We start from the raw sequence: 13,958 nt of genomic DNA, 5'->3' as shown, positions 1-13,958 counted from the left end.
CTTGAGATTATCCGGCTGGTCGAAGAAAGCCATCTGTCGGCACGTCTGACGCTGACCAAGCTCGGCATTCCACGCACCACATTTTATCGCTGGTACCTACATCAAGGTTCTGGGCTGAGGCTGGTTCTATCTCAGTACGGTCCTCGACGACTACAGCCGCTACATCGTCTCCTGGAAACTTTGCACCAACATGAGAACCGAAGATGTAACAGACACGCTGGACCTGGCCTTGCAGGCATCAGGCTGCGATCAGGTGCATATCGTCCACAAGCCTCGGCTGCTGAGCGACAACGGATCCAGTTACGTCTCGGGCGATCTGGCTGAGTGGCTGCAGGACAAAGGAATGAAGCACTCGCGCGGTGCCCCGTATCATCCGCAAACCCAAGGCAAGATTGAACGCTGGCACCAAACCTTAAAGAACCGCATCTTGCTGGAAAACTACTTCCTGCCGGGTGACCTTGAAGCTCAGATCGAAGCCTTCGTCGAACACTACAACCACCAGCGCTACCACGAGAGCATCAACAACGTCACACCCGCTGACGTCTACTTCGGACGGGACACAGCCATTCTAAAGCAAAGAGAAAGGATCAAACGAAAGACGCTCCAAGCGCAGCGCTTGCATCACCGCCAGCACGCCGCATAATCAAACCAAACAGATGAGCCAAACTCTCAATCAGTTTAGGCCCGCATTGGTTCCAAAAACCCTGACGACGGACAGTAGAGACAACAATCCATATGGCATCACTCATTCGCAAGCGCGCGCCTGCCGTCTGGGACCAATGCTTGTTGAACCGCGACAAACACCAAATTGATCGATTGCTAAAAAGCGGGCATCCCGTGCGCCTGATCGATCGATTTAGCGCGGCACCACTACGATCCTGTTTCGGTGTTTACGCAGGTACAAACCCGCAGAACAGGAACTCTGTTGCTTTCCTCGACCTAGACCTTTGCGATGCCTCTATCTTCTCCAATGCCCCAGAGTTTGCATCCATGAACTACCGGTCAGCAGCAAGCGCTGCGATCCGAGACCGCCGGCTGACCAACGAGCCATCCACGTCATGGACGACCAAGGCAACGGTAGAAGAACAACTCGGCGAGATTATCAGTGGTGAGCTGTTGGACCAGAATCGGATTTGTGCACTTCAAGACTTCTATCACGCAAGAATCTCAGAAGTTGGCGCATAGGATTGCGCCGACGGCCACATCGCTTGGCCGTTTCAGCATCCGGAGAGATGGCTGATTATGAATAAAACACATTGATAATGCGGAGTTTCTGCTCAGCAGTCATCTAGTGACCACACTCAGTGGGTCCGAGGTGACGGTAAACCGCCATTTGACCAATGTCCGCGTGTTGGAAATATCTTTCAAACGCCGCCCCCATCCGCTCCGCCAAGGCAATCGATCGATCATTACCGGGCGCAATACAAGAAACCACAGTGTTGAACCCTAGATTACCATAGGCAAAGTCACGTGTGGCAATTGCCGCTTCGAAAGCATAGCCCTTGCCTTCTGCTGCTTCGAACATAGTCCAGGCAATTTCTGGCTCTGGCCATCCGACGGGATAAAAGAGCCCGACTGATCCAAGTAGTTCATCATTATCCGGATTGACTAGCATCCAGCGACCATATCCACGGAGCGTCCAATGGCCAATCAGTGCTGCAAAATCGACAAAGGCTTCAGCTTCATTTTTTGTGCCGCCGACATGAGCAGTGCGCTTTGACGCAAGGAACGCTGTCCAGGCTGGCAAATCCTCTGACGCAGGTGCGCGCAGCACCAAACGTTCCGTGCGAATTGTTGGAGGGGAGATCAATGTATTAACCATAATATCTGAGCTTTGCGGAATTTTTGATGATAGTGATGCAGGCAACAAACGAACTGAAATGCATCGTGTTAACACCATGCTTGCCCCACAGTGTTTTGGAACACAATGGATAGCACATCGCTTCTTTGCCAAACACAGATGTTAGAGTAGAGTTCATGTTCGCCATCTGATATCAAATATTTGATGAATCCAGAATGTCGGACGCTGGCAAAGCTTCTTTGAGTCCAGCCGTCAGATGACGGCAACGGGCGCAATTGGTTCATGGACTTAAGGCCAGTCGGCTCACAAGCTACGGATGATTTCCTACTTTCTTGCTAATACTTGCGCAAAGGGGGCAAACCTTTGGCTGAAAGAGATGCATATCATCTTCACCCTGAACTGCGCGGAAAAATCAAACCGGCGGTGGAGTCATTCTTCCGCGATGTGGACCTCGGCGATATCGACGCTCAAGTCGCGAAAGCTGGATTTCCTTCTGATTGGCACACTCCCTGTGAAGAGCGCGAAGCCGATAGGCTCAGGTAGCTGGAAGGTCGCTGGGAATAGGATCTTTGGATTTTTGCCTATGGCTCGTTGATGTGGGACCCGTCTGTGGAGTTTGACGAAGTTCGCCATGCGCGATGTATTGGATACCAACACAGCTTTTGCCTGTGGGACGACGGAGGCCGAGGTTCAATTGAAGAACCCGGGTTGATGTTTGCCATTGATGCGGACGGCAGTTGTGAAGGTCTTGCTTTTCGTGTGCCACAAAAGAAGCTGGATCGTGAGACGTTTGTCCTGTTCCAGCGGGAAATTCTGGTCCCGGTCTATCGTCCAACCTGGCTCAGCTTGGACACCATTGCTGGTCCGATAGAGGCACTGGGCTTCGTGGCCAACCACGATCACAGCGATATCAAACCTGGCATCCCGCTCCTGCAGCAGGCCGAGATGATTGCGCGAGCGACGGGAATGTTCGGCGGCAATTTCGACTACTTGTCAGACCTGCATGAACGTCTCGACTTACTCGAAGTCGACGACACTCACATCTCGGAATTATACGCCACCTCGGATTCCCTTCGCCGTATGTCCCATGAATTCGAGGGCACCCCAAAGACGGTTTCGAACTTGTGGCTTGAAAATCCTCATTTCGGTGGTTCTATTCCGCCCCGGGGCACCATTTTTACAAACAACTACAGCAGCATAGCCATCGCACAGTTCTTACCTCCTGCGTTGCACACTTATCGCGCAGTTTGTCGTGTGTTGTCGCGTGGTTTTACAGGCTGATTTACGGTGTTGGACACAGTGTTTGGATTCGCTGTGTTAACGGAGAAAATGCAATACAGTGTTCGGCACATAGTAACTTGCACCCCTCTGTTAACACAGGAACTGGAAATACTCTGGGAGCACAGCAACTCAACGTAGTTTTGGACCACAGTGCTCCACCGGCAGCCGACATTAGTCGCTCGTGCAGCGAACGGCCCACAGCCGACATTCATGATAGGTGCGGTTGCTGCGGGGCAGCTTCCCCAAAGCAGACATTTCAATTCACCACAGCATGTCTTAAGCTTTTATGTCTGCAACCCGAAGAAAGATAACTTTTGCGCAGGCCGCAAACAGATCGCTTTGGGATCTGTTGAAGACATTAGAGTCTCTCTTTATCCAGAAGCGACCAGCTTGAAGACAAGCAGCTGCACCATTGAGGTTGGACGACAGCCCTTGCTGACTTTGCGCGCCTTTTCGCCAACTAGACGTTCTTTTCTGCGTTCGCAACGAGCTCTGAAATATTGTCGGTTTTGTCACCTCCGACAACAACGTAGGCCTCAATCATCCGCGTCACATGGCGTAACGTCCAGCCGAAAACAGTCGCAAGCTGAATGGCATTGGCGGCATGACACCCGCAAGGAAACTGAAAACAGCCACCTGCATTCTACGGCTGGACCGCATCAAAATTAGAAGCATTACCCCGCCATTGGCTAGGCCAATGGCTTACGCCCACTGCCACTCACGATGGACTATGAGTCCATCTTGAGGGCTGATATGAACGCTTCCTGCGGGATATCCACTTTCCCGAATTGCCGCATCTTCTTTTTCCCCGCCTTCTGCTTGTCCAGCAGTTTGCGTTTGCGCGATGCGTCGCCGCCATAGCATTTGGCGGTCACATCCTTGCGCAGGGCCGACAGCGTCTCGCGTGCGATGACCTTGCCGCCGATGGCCGCCTGAATGGGGATCTTGAACATATGGCGCGGGATCAGGTCTTTCAGTTTCTCGACCATCGCCCTCCCCCGCTGCTCGGCACGGTCGCGGTGGACCATCATCGATAGCGCATCAACCGGTTCGTCATTCACCAGCACGGACATTTTCACCAGATTATCCTGCTGATAGCCGGTCATCTGATAATCAAACGATGCATAGCCCTTGGTTACGGATTTCAGCCTGTCGTAGAAATCGAACACCACTTCGTTCAGGGGCAGGTCATAGACCACCATCGCGCGGGACCCCGCATAGGTCAGGTCCAACTGCACGCCGCGCCGGTCCTGACACAGCTTGAGAACATCACCCAGATACTCATCGGGCACCAGAATGGTCGCCTTGATACGCGGTTCCTCCAGATGGTCCACAAGGGTCAGGTCGGGCATGTCGGCGGGGTTGTGCAATTCGACCATCTCGCCATCACGCATATAGACGTGATAGACGACCGACGGTGCCGTTGTGATCAACTCGATATTGTACTCACGCTCGATCCGGTCACGGATCACCTCAAGGTGCAGCAGCCCAAGGAACCCGCAGCGGAAACCAAAGCCAAGGGCGGCGGATGTTTCCATCTCGTGACTGAAAGAGGCGTCATTCAGCGCCAGTTTGTCGATGGCGTCGCGCAGGTCTTCGAATTCGGAACTGTCGACGGGGAACAGACCACAGAACACCACCGGCTGCGCGGGCTTGAAGCCGGGCAAAGGGGCGTCGCACCCTTTGCGTTCCGACGTGATCGTGTCACCGACCCGCGTGTCGCGCACCTGCTTGATGCTGGCTGTGATAAAGCCGATCTCGCCCGGGCCCAGTTCGGCCACATCCTGCATCTGTGGCCGGAAGACGCCAATCTTGTCGATGCCATGGATCGTCCCGTTGGACATGAATTTGACCCGGTCGCCCTTTTTCATCACCCCGTCAACGATGCGCACCAGCACGATGACACCAAGGTAACTGTCGTACCACGAATCCACCAGCATCGCCTTGAGAGGCGCATCACGGTCGCCTTTGGGCGCGGGCAGCAGGTTGACGATCGCTTCTAGCGTTTCATGGATACCGATGCCCGTCTTGGCGCTGACCCGAATGGCGCCGGACGCGTCAATCCCGATCACATCCTCGATCTGTTCGGCAACCCGGTCACATTCGGCGGCAGGCAGGTCGATCTTGTTCAGCACCGGCACGATCTCGTGATCCGCGTCAATCGCCTGATAGACGTTGGCCAGCGTCTGCGCCTCGACCCCTTGGGTGCTGTCCACCACCAGCAGCGACCCTTCGACTGCACGCATGGAACGGCTGACCTCATAGGCGAAATCCACATGCCCGGGCGTGTCGATCAGGTTGAGCACATATGTCTCGCCATTATCCGCCAGATAATCGATGCGGACGGTGTTGGCCTTGATGGTAATGCCCCGTTCGCGCTCAATATCCATCGAGTCCAGCATCTGCGCCTTCATATCGCGGTCGGCGACCGTGTTGGTGGACTGGATCAGGCGGTCAGCCAGCGTCGATTTGCCATGGTCGATATGGGCGACGATGGAGAAATTGCGGATATGGGACAGGTCAGTCATGGATCAGGCGGCCTATGCAAGGGTAGTGCCTGTCAATGGCCCGAGATCGGGGGTTTTGCAAGGGGATTGGTGGTGTAGAGTGTCAGGGCTGAGGCGTTAGGACGCGGGTGGATGTGAGGGGTGCGAAGCGCCTTCCCGTCATGCCACAGGCATGCCGCGCGGGGAATTGTATCAGAGTGCTGGCTTACTTCTTCCCCAAGTCATCCAGATAGACCCGCACTGCGTCCTGCACGCGCCGGAATCTGTCGCCGCCCAGCTTCGTGCCCCCGAACCAGCGGGTCACGACGATGATGTGCCCCTGCAATCCTTCACGTTCCAGCATCCGCACAATCACCATCCCTGCCCCGCTTTCGCCGTCGTCATTCTTCAACGGACCATCGGGCAACAGAACCGCCCATGTATTGTGCGTGGCCTTGGCAAATTTCTTGTTTCGGCACAGCGCCTTGACAAACGCGCGCGCCTCCTCTGCCGATGAAACCTTCCCACCCGAGACCGCGTATTTCGATCCCCGGTCGGTCAGTGCATTCGGGATAATATGCAGCGGGGGCGGCCTTTAGGAGCTGACCGCGTCGGTCTTGGTTCGTGAGCTGCAATCATGGCCGCCGCCGAAACTTTGCGCCGGTGTTACGGCTTGTTCGGGTGTCACGCAGGCGGACCCGCTCATTACCGTGCCAGCGGGACAGCTTTGGCCGGATTGGGCCGTGACCGTGTCAGAGGGCAGGGTCACGGATTGGGCAAATGCTGCACCGGGCAGCAGTGCAAGGGCAATAACAGTCAGACGCATTGAAACCTCCGTTTTGTTTGATAGCGCTAGTCTAGGACGCAACTGCCCCTTGCGTCCAGTACACAGAACGTCACAGCAGCTGGCCCAGGTGTCGGGACCCTAAAGCAAACCAATCAGAACACAGACCCATGCAACGCCCACAGCGATCCCCGTCAAAGCCACCGCGGCAGAGGCGGTATCCTTGGCATATTTCGCCGCATCCCGCTGATCCGTGCCAATATCGTCAACAACCCGTTCGATAGCTGTATTCATACATTCCACCCCAAGAACCATGATCCCGCCCATCAGCAGCATCCCCCGCTCGCCCGCCGAAATCGGCAGGACAAAGGCCAGCACCCCGAACACCACGTTCAACACGATCCACTGCCTGAGCGACCCTTCGGTTTGCCACACATGCGCAAAGCCGTTCCACGACCAAATCGCGCGTTGCTGCACGCGTTTGAGTTGGTTCCACATGATGCCGTCCTTTTGCGCCTTTTTGATCTTTATGCGAAATTGAGCTATCTTCTCCAGAAAGCCAAGACCTGTGGCTGACCCTACGAAACAATTGACCTGCCGGTGCCGCCGTCTAGCATGATATGCAGGCCACGCAGGACCCAAGCCATGTACCCAACCTATGTCAGATCAGAGCGTATCGCTGACGGATCGATGCATGCCATCGGCGTAATTGGCGCCTGCACCGGGGCCGTCATGCTGATCGTCTGGGCGGCTGGCATGACCAGTCCGGCACAAATGGCAGGGCTTGCGATCTATGGCGCGACCCTGATCGCAACCTTTGCCGCATCTGCCATGTATCACATGACCCCGTGGGAACATATCCGCCCGACGCTGCGCCGTTTTGATCACGCCGCGATCTATCTGAAAATTGCAGGCACCTACACGCCGCTTGTCGTGATGATCGGCAGCGCCTTTGCCTATCTGGTGCTGGCGGTTGTCTGGGGGTTGGCGATCATCGGCATGGTGCTCAAGCTGTTCTTCTGGCGCACGCCGGGGCGCTTCGGGCCCGCGCTGTATCTGGTTATGGGATGGCTCAGCCTTGCGCTGATCTGGTCGCTCTGGCCCGTCGTACCGGGCGGCGCTCTGGTGCTGATGGCCGTGGGCGGCCTGCTTTACACCGCCGGAGTCCCCTTCTATGCCGCTGAAAAGATGAAATATGCGATGGCAATCTGGCACGGGTTCGTCATCGCCGCCTCGGCCTGCTTTTACGCAGGGATCGCCCTTGGGGTCGGCCACATCAGCTAGCGTCAGAACCCGCGTCAAGAAACATCCAGCTGTCCGCGCCGTCAAAATGGCGCACCGGCACTTTTGCAACAACGGATGGCGCAGCCAGACGCAGGTTGACGGCCATATAGGCGCCATCCGCATCGGGGGTGAGGTTCTCCCAATGGGTCGTGACACCGCAGGTGGCGCAGCTGTGGAACGCAAGGCTGCGCTCGCCATAAGCATAACTGCGTGTCTGACCCGTCACCGTGATCTGCGCAATTGGCGCATAGATCCACAGCGCGCCAAGCCTGCGGCAGATCCCACAGTTACAAGACGTCGTCCAGCGCGGCGTATGGCGATATTCATATGAGACGCCACCACAGTGACAACTGCCTTTAACTGTCATCTTGCGCACCTTTCTCTCATTTCGCCGCCTTCCCAAACACGCCAAAGTTGTGCCGCCTGCTGGCACCAACTATCGCATGGTCAGGAAAACCATACCCCACTTCTAACCCAAGGTCAGGATTACATGACCTGACGTCAGCAAGTCTTTCCGCTAAGAAAAGGGCACTCACAATCGAAGAGTATGCGCGGCCTTGTTTCAGCCGCACGGGTTTACGAGTTACTTTAAAGCGGACCTGTTCATGAGTGTGTTGTTACCAACAGTTCCGCCGGGTTTTATCACGTCATCGGTATGGCAGGGTTCGGTCTATATGTACTGAACGACCTGTATTTGACGCTTGATAGACTTACGGCGGCCCCAGTCGCTTATTTTGCGATAAATGGCGTAGCCGCGCTGATGGGTCGGGTCGGGATGACTGTGTCGTTCAACCTGCCATCGGCGCTGATCCGGATATTTTGGATCATGGCGTCGGCTCTGGCTATTTTCATCCGCCTGCGGCGTCCCGCGCAGGCGGATGTTTTCCGTCAAAGCGTTGGCTGACCCGGGCTTTTCACATAACGCTCCAAAGCCAGCGACCAGCCCCTACAAACCAGCAGCAGCCCTTTGCACGGCGCGCAAACGGTCCGCATTGGCGGGATGGGTGCCCAGAAACTTATCGCCCGGATCAGGGATGCGGAAAAAGAACTCTGCACCCTTCAACGGGTTGTAGCCCGCGGCAGCCGTAATACGGGTACCCAATGCGTCGGCCTCAAGCTCGAAGTTCTTGGAATAGGTCCGCGCGCCCACAGTGGCCCCCAATTGCCGGGCGGTTTGCATCGCATCCGTGGCCCCAAGCGCGCCCGCAAGCCCGCCGAAAACCAGCGCGCCGACAGTGGCGTTCTGCTGCTGGCGGGCAATATGGCCGCGAATGTGGTGTGCGGCCTCATGCGCCATGACAAAGGCCAACTCATCCCTGTTCCGCGTGTCGGCAATCAAAGGCACCGTAAAGGCAATGATCGGGCGGCCGTTCTTGTCAAGGGTTTGATAGGCATTGGCAGGCTGACCCGCGCGATCATCCACCACAATCCGGAAGTCGCAATTCAGATTGGGGGCCAGCCTGCGACATTCACGTTCGGCGACAGGCTCGACCACGCGGGTCACTGTGCGGAAATTGTTCAGGGCAGCTCGGGTCGACAGCTTTGGACCTACGGGGGCTTGCTGTAGAACCGGTTGAGCGGGCGGCGCATTGCGCGGCGCGGTATCGGCTATCGGTTCGCATGCGGCCAATGCCGCAATCAGGGCAAGAGGGAGCAATCGCATCATGTCTTCTCCAGTTGTGCTTGCTTATAAACTAGCAGGTCTGCTGCAGGCTTCCAGACCCCAAAAGACGCTTGCATCGCCACATCAGCAAGTTACGCTTGGCTCATGTTTACGATAGAGCACGAATATGACGCGACCGTCGTCACGCTGGTCGATGAAGGCAAGGCCCCGCTGCTGGAGGACGTCGTCATCAACGCATTCGAGGATTGCGTGACCATCACCCAGCTTGACCCGCGCAATGATGAGGTGATGCAAATCACGCTGTCGCTAACGCAACTGCGCGACCTGCAAGCGGCACTGAACCTGCCAGAAGGCATGTACCAGCTGCGAAAAGCCTAGACTTCTTTCATTTGAAATCCGCGCGCAAAATTCTATTGCTACACCCGCTGAATTCCCACACCCAAGGGGCTTTTTCCAATGCCCCTTGTGGCCAGATGCCCGTTGCGCAAAGTTCACCCATATTGCGGAGGCGAAAATGAAAACAGGCTTTTTCTGGGACGAGACATGTTTCTGGCACGGCGGCGGCAACTACGCGCAAATGCTGCCTGTGGGCGGGCTGGTGCAGCCGATGGATGGCGGCCTGCCCGAAAGCCCCGAAACCAAACGGCGCCTGAAAAACCTGATCACTGTCACAGGTCTTGCGGATGATCTGGTCCTGCAAGGGGCCGCCCCTGCCACGCAGGCCGATTTGCTGCGGGTCCATCCGGCCGCCTATCTGGACAAGTTCAAGGCCCTGTCCGACGCGGGCGGCGGCGAAATCGGGCTGCGCGCGCCGTTTGGTGCTGGCGGGTACCAGATCGCGGCGCAATCCGCAGGTCTGACGAAAGCGGCGCTGCTTGCAGTGCTCGAGGGTCAGTTGGCCAACGCCTACGCCCTGTCGCGCCCGCCGGGGCACCATTGCCTGCCTGACTGGCCGAACGGGTTTTGTCTGCTGAACAATATCGCCATCGCGATCGAGGCTGCAAAGGCTGTCGGTGTGGGCCAGCGCTTTGCCGTGTTGGATTGGGATGTGCATCATGGCAACGGAACGGAGGCGGTATTTTACGACAGGGCCGACGTTTTGACCGTTTCGATCCATCAAGACAGAAACTATCCGCTGGATACCGGTCGCACGGATGACAGGGGGCGCGGTGCGGGTGAGGGCTTCAACCTGAACATCCCGCTGCCCGCAGGGACCGGTCAAAAAGGTTATCTTGCCGCGATGGAGCGTTTGGCGCTTCCTGCAATAAGCGCGTTCGCCCCTGATGTACTGATCATCGCCTGCGGTTATGACGCCGCCGCCAACGATCCGCTGGGGCGGATGCTTGCGACAGCAGAAACGTTCGGGCTGATGACACGACAGGTCCTTGATCTGGCGGACGAGGTCTGCGGCGGGAAACTGATGATGACCCACGAAGGCGGCTATTCAGAAACCTATGTGCCCTTTTGTGGACATCGCGTGCTGGAGGTGATGTCCGGCAGCACCTGCCATGCGCATGATCCGTTCGCGGAGGCGTTTGCGGCAAGGCAACCTGACCCGCGGTTTGACGCCTATCTTGACGAGATCATGTCGGAAATCGCGGGTCGGCTTTAGGTCCGACATTGCTGGTCCGTAAGATGGGTCTTGACCCATCCCCCCGACAGGCAAGATGGATCAGATCCATCTTACGACGCGGGTCGCGCGAGCCATTCGTGACCCTTGAGCATGCCATGCCAGTAAAGTGCCGGCAGAATTGTTGATTTCAATACCCAAGCAGAATAGCGCGGCACCGTGCTATCCCACGGAAAGGACGGCATCAATTTGCCCCCATACCCAAACTCTGCCAAGATGATTTTCCCCTTTTCGACCGTCAGCGGACAGGACCCGTAGCCGTCATAATGCCGCCAGGGTTGCCGCCCCTTCAGCACCGCAATCGCGTTCATTGCCACAATCGGGGCCTGTTTGCGCGCGGCGGCAGCGGTCTTGGCATTCGGGGTCGACGCCACATCCCCTAAAGCAAAGATATTCGCATGGCGCGTATGCTGCAACGTCGCGGGGTCGACATCGACCCACCCGGCCCCGTCGGCCAGCGGGCTTGCCTTGACAAAATCAGGCGCGCACTGCGGCGGGCACACGTGCAGCATGTCAAAACTGCGCTCAACGGTCTCTGCTGCGGCCCCCTCGCGCGTCACGCTGAACCAAGCTTTTTGCGCCGGACCATCCACCTTGATCAGGTTGTGCCCGAAATCCAGATCAATGCCGTAGCGTTCGACATATTCCATCAACGGCGGCACATAAGCCGCCACACCAAACAGCACAGGTCCTGCATTGCAGAATGACACATCCATGCCCACCAGTTTGCCCGCGCGCATCCATTCGTCGCACGACAGATACATCGCCTTTTGCGGCGCGCCCGCACATTTGATCGGCATCGGAGGTTGCGTGAAAATCGCCGTGCCCCGCGCCTTCATTTCGCGCACCAGTTGCCACGTGTAAGGCGCCAGATCGTACCGGTAATTCGAGGTCACGCCGTTCTGGCCCAGCGCCTCTTCAAGCCCCTCGACCGCCCCCCAATCCAGTTTCAGGCCTGGTGCGACGATCAAAAGATCGTAACCGATTTCCCGCCCGTCCTCCAACGTCACACTATTTGCGTCCGGCTCAAAACTGGCCACGGCCCCCTTGATCCGCTTGACCTTGGATGGCCAGATCGCATCCATGCTGCGTTTGGTCTGCGCTTTGGAAAAGACCCCCGCCCCCACCATCGTCCAGCCCGGCTGATAGAAGTGGTCCTCTGCGGGTTCAATAATGGCCACATCAAAAGACGGTTGCCGTTTGAGGATACTCGCCGCGGTCGACAGACCCGCCGCACCGGCCCCCACAATCAAAACCTGATGCGTTCGCATGAGTAATCCTCCACTTGATCCCTGGTCCGCAACCGCAGCCCCAGGCTGACCCTGAGTTGTTTCAGCTGCCGCAAAACGACTTGAAGATGAGTATGCCGCCACACACGCGATTCTCAAACATCTGATTTCGGCGGCATCTCCTGTGGCGCCCCCCCGACCACACACCCAATCAAACACAACACCGATGTCCGAACCAGTTGTCAGATCGGCCTTGACCGCTTACCTCGGAGGCAACACCACCAAAGGACACCGCATGCCCGACCGCAACCAAGCCGCCCTCGATTTCCTGCTGACCCGGCGCTCGCGCCCGGCCAAGACCTTGACCCTGCCGGTCCCGGACCGCGCAACCGTTACACTGCTCTTGACCGCAGCCGCCCGCACGCCGGACCATGGCAAACTGGAACCCTGGCGTTTTATCGTGCTGGGCAAACCAGCGCTGTCCCGACTGGCAGCGCGTGTTCCGCTGCGCGGCGCCGAACTTGGCCTTGACCCCGACAAGATCGACAAGGCCCATGGCCAGTTTGCACGCGCCGATCTGGCTGTCGCTGTCATCAGCGCGCCAAAACCTTCGGACAAGATCCCGGCCATTGAACAGGTCTATTCGGCAGGCGCGGTTTGTCTGGCATTGGTCAACGCGGCACTGGCTGCGGGCTGGGGGGCCAACTGGCTATCAGGCTGGGCCAGCCATGACCGCGACTTCATCCGCGATGGTCTTGGGCTGGCCGATCATGAAACCGTTGCCGGTTTCATCCATCTGGGCACCGAAACATCCCGCCCGCCGGAACGGCCACGGCCCGATATCGACGCCATCACCACATGGATCGACACATGATCCTCGGGGATTTCCTGAAAGCCATCGGGCAATTGCCTGATCGGCGATTTCAAAGCGTACTTTGGCGGGGCATTGGCCTGACCATCGCGCTGCTCTTCGGGATTTACGCCCTTTTGCTGCAACTGGTGCAATGGCTGACAGACGCACCAATCAGCATTCCGTTTGTCGGTGAAATCACATGGCTTGGTGACTTGCTCAGCTGGGGATCGCTTGGCTTTGTTTTGATCCTGTCGATCTTTCTGATGGTGCCTGTCGCCTCGGCGATCACATCGCTGTTTCTGGATGAGGTGGCCCAAGCGGTCGAGGAAAAACACTACCCCACGTTGCCCCCGGCTCCGCCAGTGACTTTCGCACAAGGGCTAAAGGATTCGGTGAACTTCATGGGAGTGCTGATCGCCGCCAACATCGGGGCGTTCATCCTTTATGCGCTGCTGCCGTGGGCTGCGATTTTCATATTTTTCGGGCTGAACGGCTATCTACTGGGGCGTGAATATTTCCAGCTTGCAGCCATGCGCCGCATCGGGCGGGACGGGGCCAAGGCGCTGCGCAAACAATATAGCGGCACAATCTGGGTCGCGGGCTGCCTGATGGCGGTGCCGCTGGCTTTTCCGCTGGTCAATCTGTTCATACCGATCCTGGGTGCCGCGACATTTACCCATCTGTTCCACCGGCTTAATCGGCACTGACCTTTGGCGTCGCCATGCGGTCAAACCAGTCGATGTCGCGCACAGAGATGACACCGGACAGGATCGTGCCCGCGATGATCGCCCAGATCGGCACGGCCCATAGCGTTGTGATCTTGGCCTTGCGCCCGATTTGCGCGTCCGCCGGGGCAGAGGCATGGGTGCCGGGCACCACGTCACCCGCGTCCCCCTGACTCACCATGCGCAAGGGCAGCACAACAAAGAAAACCATGGCCCAGACCACAGCGAACAAGACGATGGCGGATACAGGTCCCATGGTCA

At 57.3% G+C, this 13,958-nt stretch carries 18 protein-coding genes and 1 pseudogene; 10 read left to right on the top strand and 9 right to left on the bottom strand.

The annotated features are described in order from the left end of the window. Window positions 1-94 precede the first annotated feature (94 nt). Window positions 95-643, top strand: a pseudogene (locus C8N45_RS17495) (transposase); the annotation flags it as partial. 143 nt (window positions 644-786) lie between these two features. Beyond that, window positions 787-1,185: a hypothetical protein gene (locus C8N45_RS17490; protein ID WP_133176004.1), complete on the top strand. Its 399-nt coding sequence runs from the start codon at window positions 787-789 to the stop codon at window positions 1,183-1,185. 103 nt (window positions 1,186-1,288) lie between these two features. Here C8N45_RS17490 and C8N45_RS17485 read toward each other — a convergent pair whose 3' ends face one another. Beyond that, window positions 1,289-1,900 (bottom strand): GNAT family N-acetyltransferase, encoded by a 612-nt coding sequence (locus tag C8N45_RS17485; RefSeq protein WP_245882725.1) that lies wholly within the window; start codon window positions 1,898-1,900, stop codon window positions 1,289-1,291. Between the two features lie 264 nt (window positions 1,901-2,164). On the opposite strand from C8N45_RS17485, the gene C8N45_RS23030 reads away from it, so the two are divergent. Together C8N45_RS23030 and C8N45_RS17475 are read left to right on the top strand one after the other, a co-directional pair. Next, entirely contained in the window at window positions 2,165-2,344 is a 180-nt protein-coding gene (locus tag C8N45_RS23030; protein ID WP_133176003.1) for a hypothetical protein, read from the top strand. Window positions 2,345-2,374: 30 nt separating this feature from the next. Continuing rightward, window positions 2,375-3,082 (top strand): gamma-glutamylcyclotransferase, encoded by a 708-nt coding sequence (locus tag C8N45_RS17475; RefSeq protein ID WP_258793315.1) that lies wholly within the window; start codon window positions 2,375-2,377, stop codon window positions 3,080-3,082. A 728-nt stretch (window positions 3,083-3,810) separates the two neighbouring features. Here the strand turns inward: C8N45_RS17475 and lepA are convergent. The 4 genes from lepA to C8N45_RS17455 all read right to left on the bottom strand — a co-directional run bounded on the left by lepA (window position 3,811) and on the right by C8N45_RS17455 (window position 6,850). Then, on the bottom strand, window positions 3,811-5,610 hold the full coding sequence (lepA, locus tag C8N45_RS17470) for a translation elongation factor 4 (protein WP_108387539.1): 1,800 nt from the start codon (window positions 5,608-5,610) through the stop codon (window positions 3,811-3,813). A gap of 184 nt (window positions 5,611-5,794) precedes the next feature. Further along, window positions 5,795-6,151, bottom strand: a complete 357-nt coding sequence (locus tag C8N45_RS17465) for a YigZ family protein (RefSeq protein WP_108387538.1) — start codon at window positions 6,149-6,151, stop codon at window positions 5,795-5,797. 12 nt (window positions 6,152-6,163) lie between these two features. After that, on the bottom strand, window positions 6,164-6,394 hold the full coding sequence (locus tag C8N45_RS17460; RefSeq protein WP_108387537.1) for a hypothetical protein: 231 nt from the start codon (window positions 6,392-6,394) through the stop codon (window positions 6,164-6,166). 99 nt (window positions 6,395-6,493) lie between these two features. Next, complete coding sequence (locus C8N45_RS17455; RefSeq protein WP_108387536.1) at window positions 6,494-6,850, bottom strand: diacylglycerol kinase; 357 nt, start codon at window positions 6,848-6,850, stop codon at window positions 6,494-6,496. A gap of 147 nt (window positions 6,851-6,997) precedes the next feature. Between C8N45_RS17455 and trhA the strand changes: the two genes are divergently transcribed. Then, window positions 6,998-7,636, top strand: a complete 639-nt coding sequence (gene trhA / locus C8N45_RS17450) for a PAQR family membrane homeostasis protein TrhA (RefSeq protein ID WP_108387535.1) — start codon at window positions 6,998-7,000, stop codon at window positions 7,634-7,636. Here the strand turns inward: trhA and C8N45_RS17445 are convergent. Continuing rightward, window positions 7,629-8,003 carry a GFA family protein gene (locus C8N45_RS17445; RefSeq protein WP_108387534.1) on the bottom strand — a complete coding sequence of 125 codons (375 nt, stop codon included), beginning with the start codon at window positions 8,001-8,003 and terminating at the stop codon, window positions 7,629-7,631. The two genes, trhA and C8N45_RS17445, sit on opposite strands and share 8 nt — an antisense overlap. A gap of 282 nt (window positions 8,004-8,285) precedes the next feature. Here C8N45_RS17445 and C8N45_RS17440 point away from each other — a divergent pair, with 282 nt between their 5' ends. Then, window positions 8,286-8,540 carry a CBU_0592 family membrane protein gene (locus C8N45_RS17440; RefSeq protein ID WP_446001687.1) on the top strand — a complete coding sequence of 85 codons (255 nt, stop codon included), beginning with the start codon at window positions 8,286-8,288 and terminating at the stop codon, window positions 8,538-8,540. Window positions 8,541-8,582: 42 nt separating this feature from the next. Here C8N45_RS17440 and C8N45_RS17435 read toward each other — a convergent pair whose 3' ends face one another. After that, window positions 8,583-9,299 carry a M48 family metallopeptidase gene (locus tag C8N45_RS17435; protein ID WP_108387561.1) on the bottom strand — a complete coding sequence of 239 codons (717 nt, stop codon included), beginning with the start codon at window positions 9,297-9,299 and terminating at the stop codon, window positions 8,583-8,585. Window positions 9,300-9,404: 105 nt separating this feature from the next. Here C8N45_RS17435 and C8N45_RS17430 point away from each other — a divergent pair, with 105 nt between their 5' ends. Further along, entirely contained in the window at window positions 9,405-9,638 is a 234-nt protein-coding gene (locus C8N45_RS17430; protein ID WP_108387532.1) for a DUF8831 family protein, read from the top strand. Between the two features lie 136 nt (window positions 9,639-9,774). After that, a complete protein-coding gene (locus C8N45_RS17425) occupies window positions 9,775-10,872 on the top strand; it encodes a histone deacetylase-like amidohydrolase (RefSeq protein WP_108387560.1) in 1,098 nt (365 codons plus the stop codon). Between the two features lie 71 nt (window positions 10,873-10,943). Here the strand turns inward: C8N45_RS17425 and C8N45_RS17420 are convergent, their stop codons facing one another. Further along, window positions 10,944-12,161: an NAD(P)/FAD-dependent oxidoreductase gene (locus C8N45_RS17420; RefSeq protein ID WP_108387531.1), complete on the bottom strand. Its 1,218-nt coding sequence runs from the start codon at window positions 12,159-12,161 to the stop codon at window positions 10,944-10,946. Window positions 12,162-12,414: 253 nt separating this feature from the next. Between C8N45_RS17420 and C8N45_RS17415 the strand changes: the two genes are divergently transcribed. Then, on the top strand, window positions 12,415-12,993 hold the full coding sequence (locus tag C8N45_RS17415) for a nitroreductase family protein (RefSeq protein WP_108387558.1): 579 nt from the start codon (window positions 12,415-12,417) through the stop codon (window positions 12,991-12,993). Then, window positions 12,990-13,679: an EI24 domain-containing protein gene (locus C8N45_RS17410; RefSeq protein ID WP_108387530.1), complete on the top strand. Its 690-nt coding sequence runs from the start codon at window positions 12,990-12,992 to the stop codon at window positions 13,677-13,679. The genes C8N45_RS17415 and C8N45_RS17410 overlap by 4 nt, the downstream gene beginning before the upstream one ends. Here the strand turns inward: C8N45_RS17410 and C8N45_RS17405 are convergent. Further along, entirely contained in the window at window positions 13,666-13,953 is a 288-nt protein-coding gene (locus C8N45_RS17405; RefSeq protein ID WP_108387559.1) for a DUF1467 family protein, read from the bottom strand. The two genes, C8N45_RS17410 and C8N45_RS17405, sit on opposite strands and share 14 nt — an antisense overlap. Between the last annotated feature and the right edge of the window lie 5 nt (window positions 13,954-13,958).

The organism is Yoonia sediminilitoris, assembly GCF_003058085.1.
Taxonomy (GTDB): domain Bacteria; phylum Pseudomonadota; class Alphaproteobacteria; order Rhodobacterales; family Rhodobacteraceae; genus Yoonia; species Yoonia sediminilitoris.
Note: the sequence above shows the minus strand (reverse complement) of the source record. Positions and strands in the feature narration are given on the sequence as shown.

Coding starts and splice junctions, on each gene's coding strand:
- C8N45_RS17405 (WP_108387559.1), bottom strand. CDS start 13,953: ATGGGACCTGTATCCGCCATCGTCTTGTTCGCTGTGGTCTGGGCCATG.
- trhA (WP_108387535.1), top strand. CDS start 6,998: ATGTACCCAACCTATGTCAGATCAGAGCGTATCGCTGACGGATCGATG.
- C8N45_RS17435 (WP_108387561.1), bottom strand. CDS start 9,299: ATGCGATTGCTCCCTCTTGCCCTGATTGCGGCATTGGCCGCATGCGAA.
- C8N45_RS17425 (WP_108387560.1), top strand. CDS start 9,775: ATGAAAACAGGCTTTTTCTGGGACGAGACATGTTTCTGGCACGGCGGC.
- C8N45_RS17455 (WP_108387536.1), bottom strand. CDS start 6,850: ATGTGGAACCAACTCAAACGCGTGCAGCAACGCGCGATTTGGTCGTGG.
- lepA (WP_108387539.1), bottom strand. CDS start 5,610: ATGACTGACCTGTCCCATATCCGCAATTTCTCCATCGTCGCCCATATC.
- C8N45_RS17430 (WP_108387532.1), top strand. CDS start 9,405: ATGTTTACGATAGAGCACGAATATGACGCGACCGTCGTCACGCTGGTC.
- C8N45_RS17460 (WP_108387537.1), bottom strand. CDS start 6,394: ATGCGTCTGACTGTTATTGCCCTTGCACTGCTGCCCGGTGCAGCATTT.
- C8N45_RS17410 (WP_108387530.1), top strand. CDS start 12,990: ATGATCCTCGGGGATTTCCTGAAAGCCATCGGGCAATTGCCTGATCGG.
- C8N45_RS17420 (WP_108387531.1), bottom strand. CDS start 12,161: ATGCGAACGCATCAGGTTTTGATTGTGGGGGCCGGTGCGGCGGGTCTG.
- C8N45_RS17415 (WP_108387558.1), top strand. CDS start 12,415: ATGCCCGACCGCAACCAAGCCGCCCTCGATTTCCTGCTGACCCGGCGC.
- C8N45_RS17485 (WP_245882725.1), bottom strand. CDS start 1,900: ATGGTGTTAACACGATGCATTTCAGTTCGTTTGTTGCCTGCATCACTA.
- C8N45_RS17445 (WP_108387534.1), bottom strand. CDS start 8,003: ATGACAGTTAAAGGCAGTTGTCACTGTGGTGGCGTCTCATATGAATAT.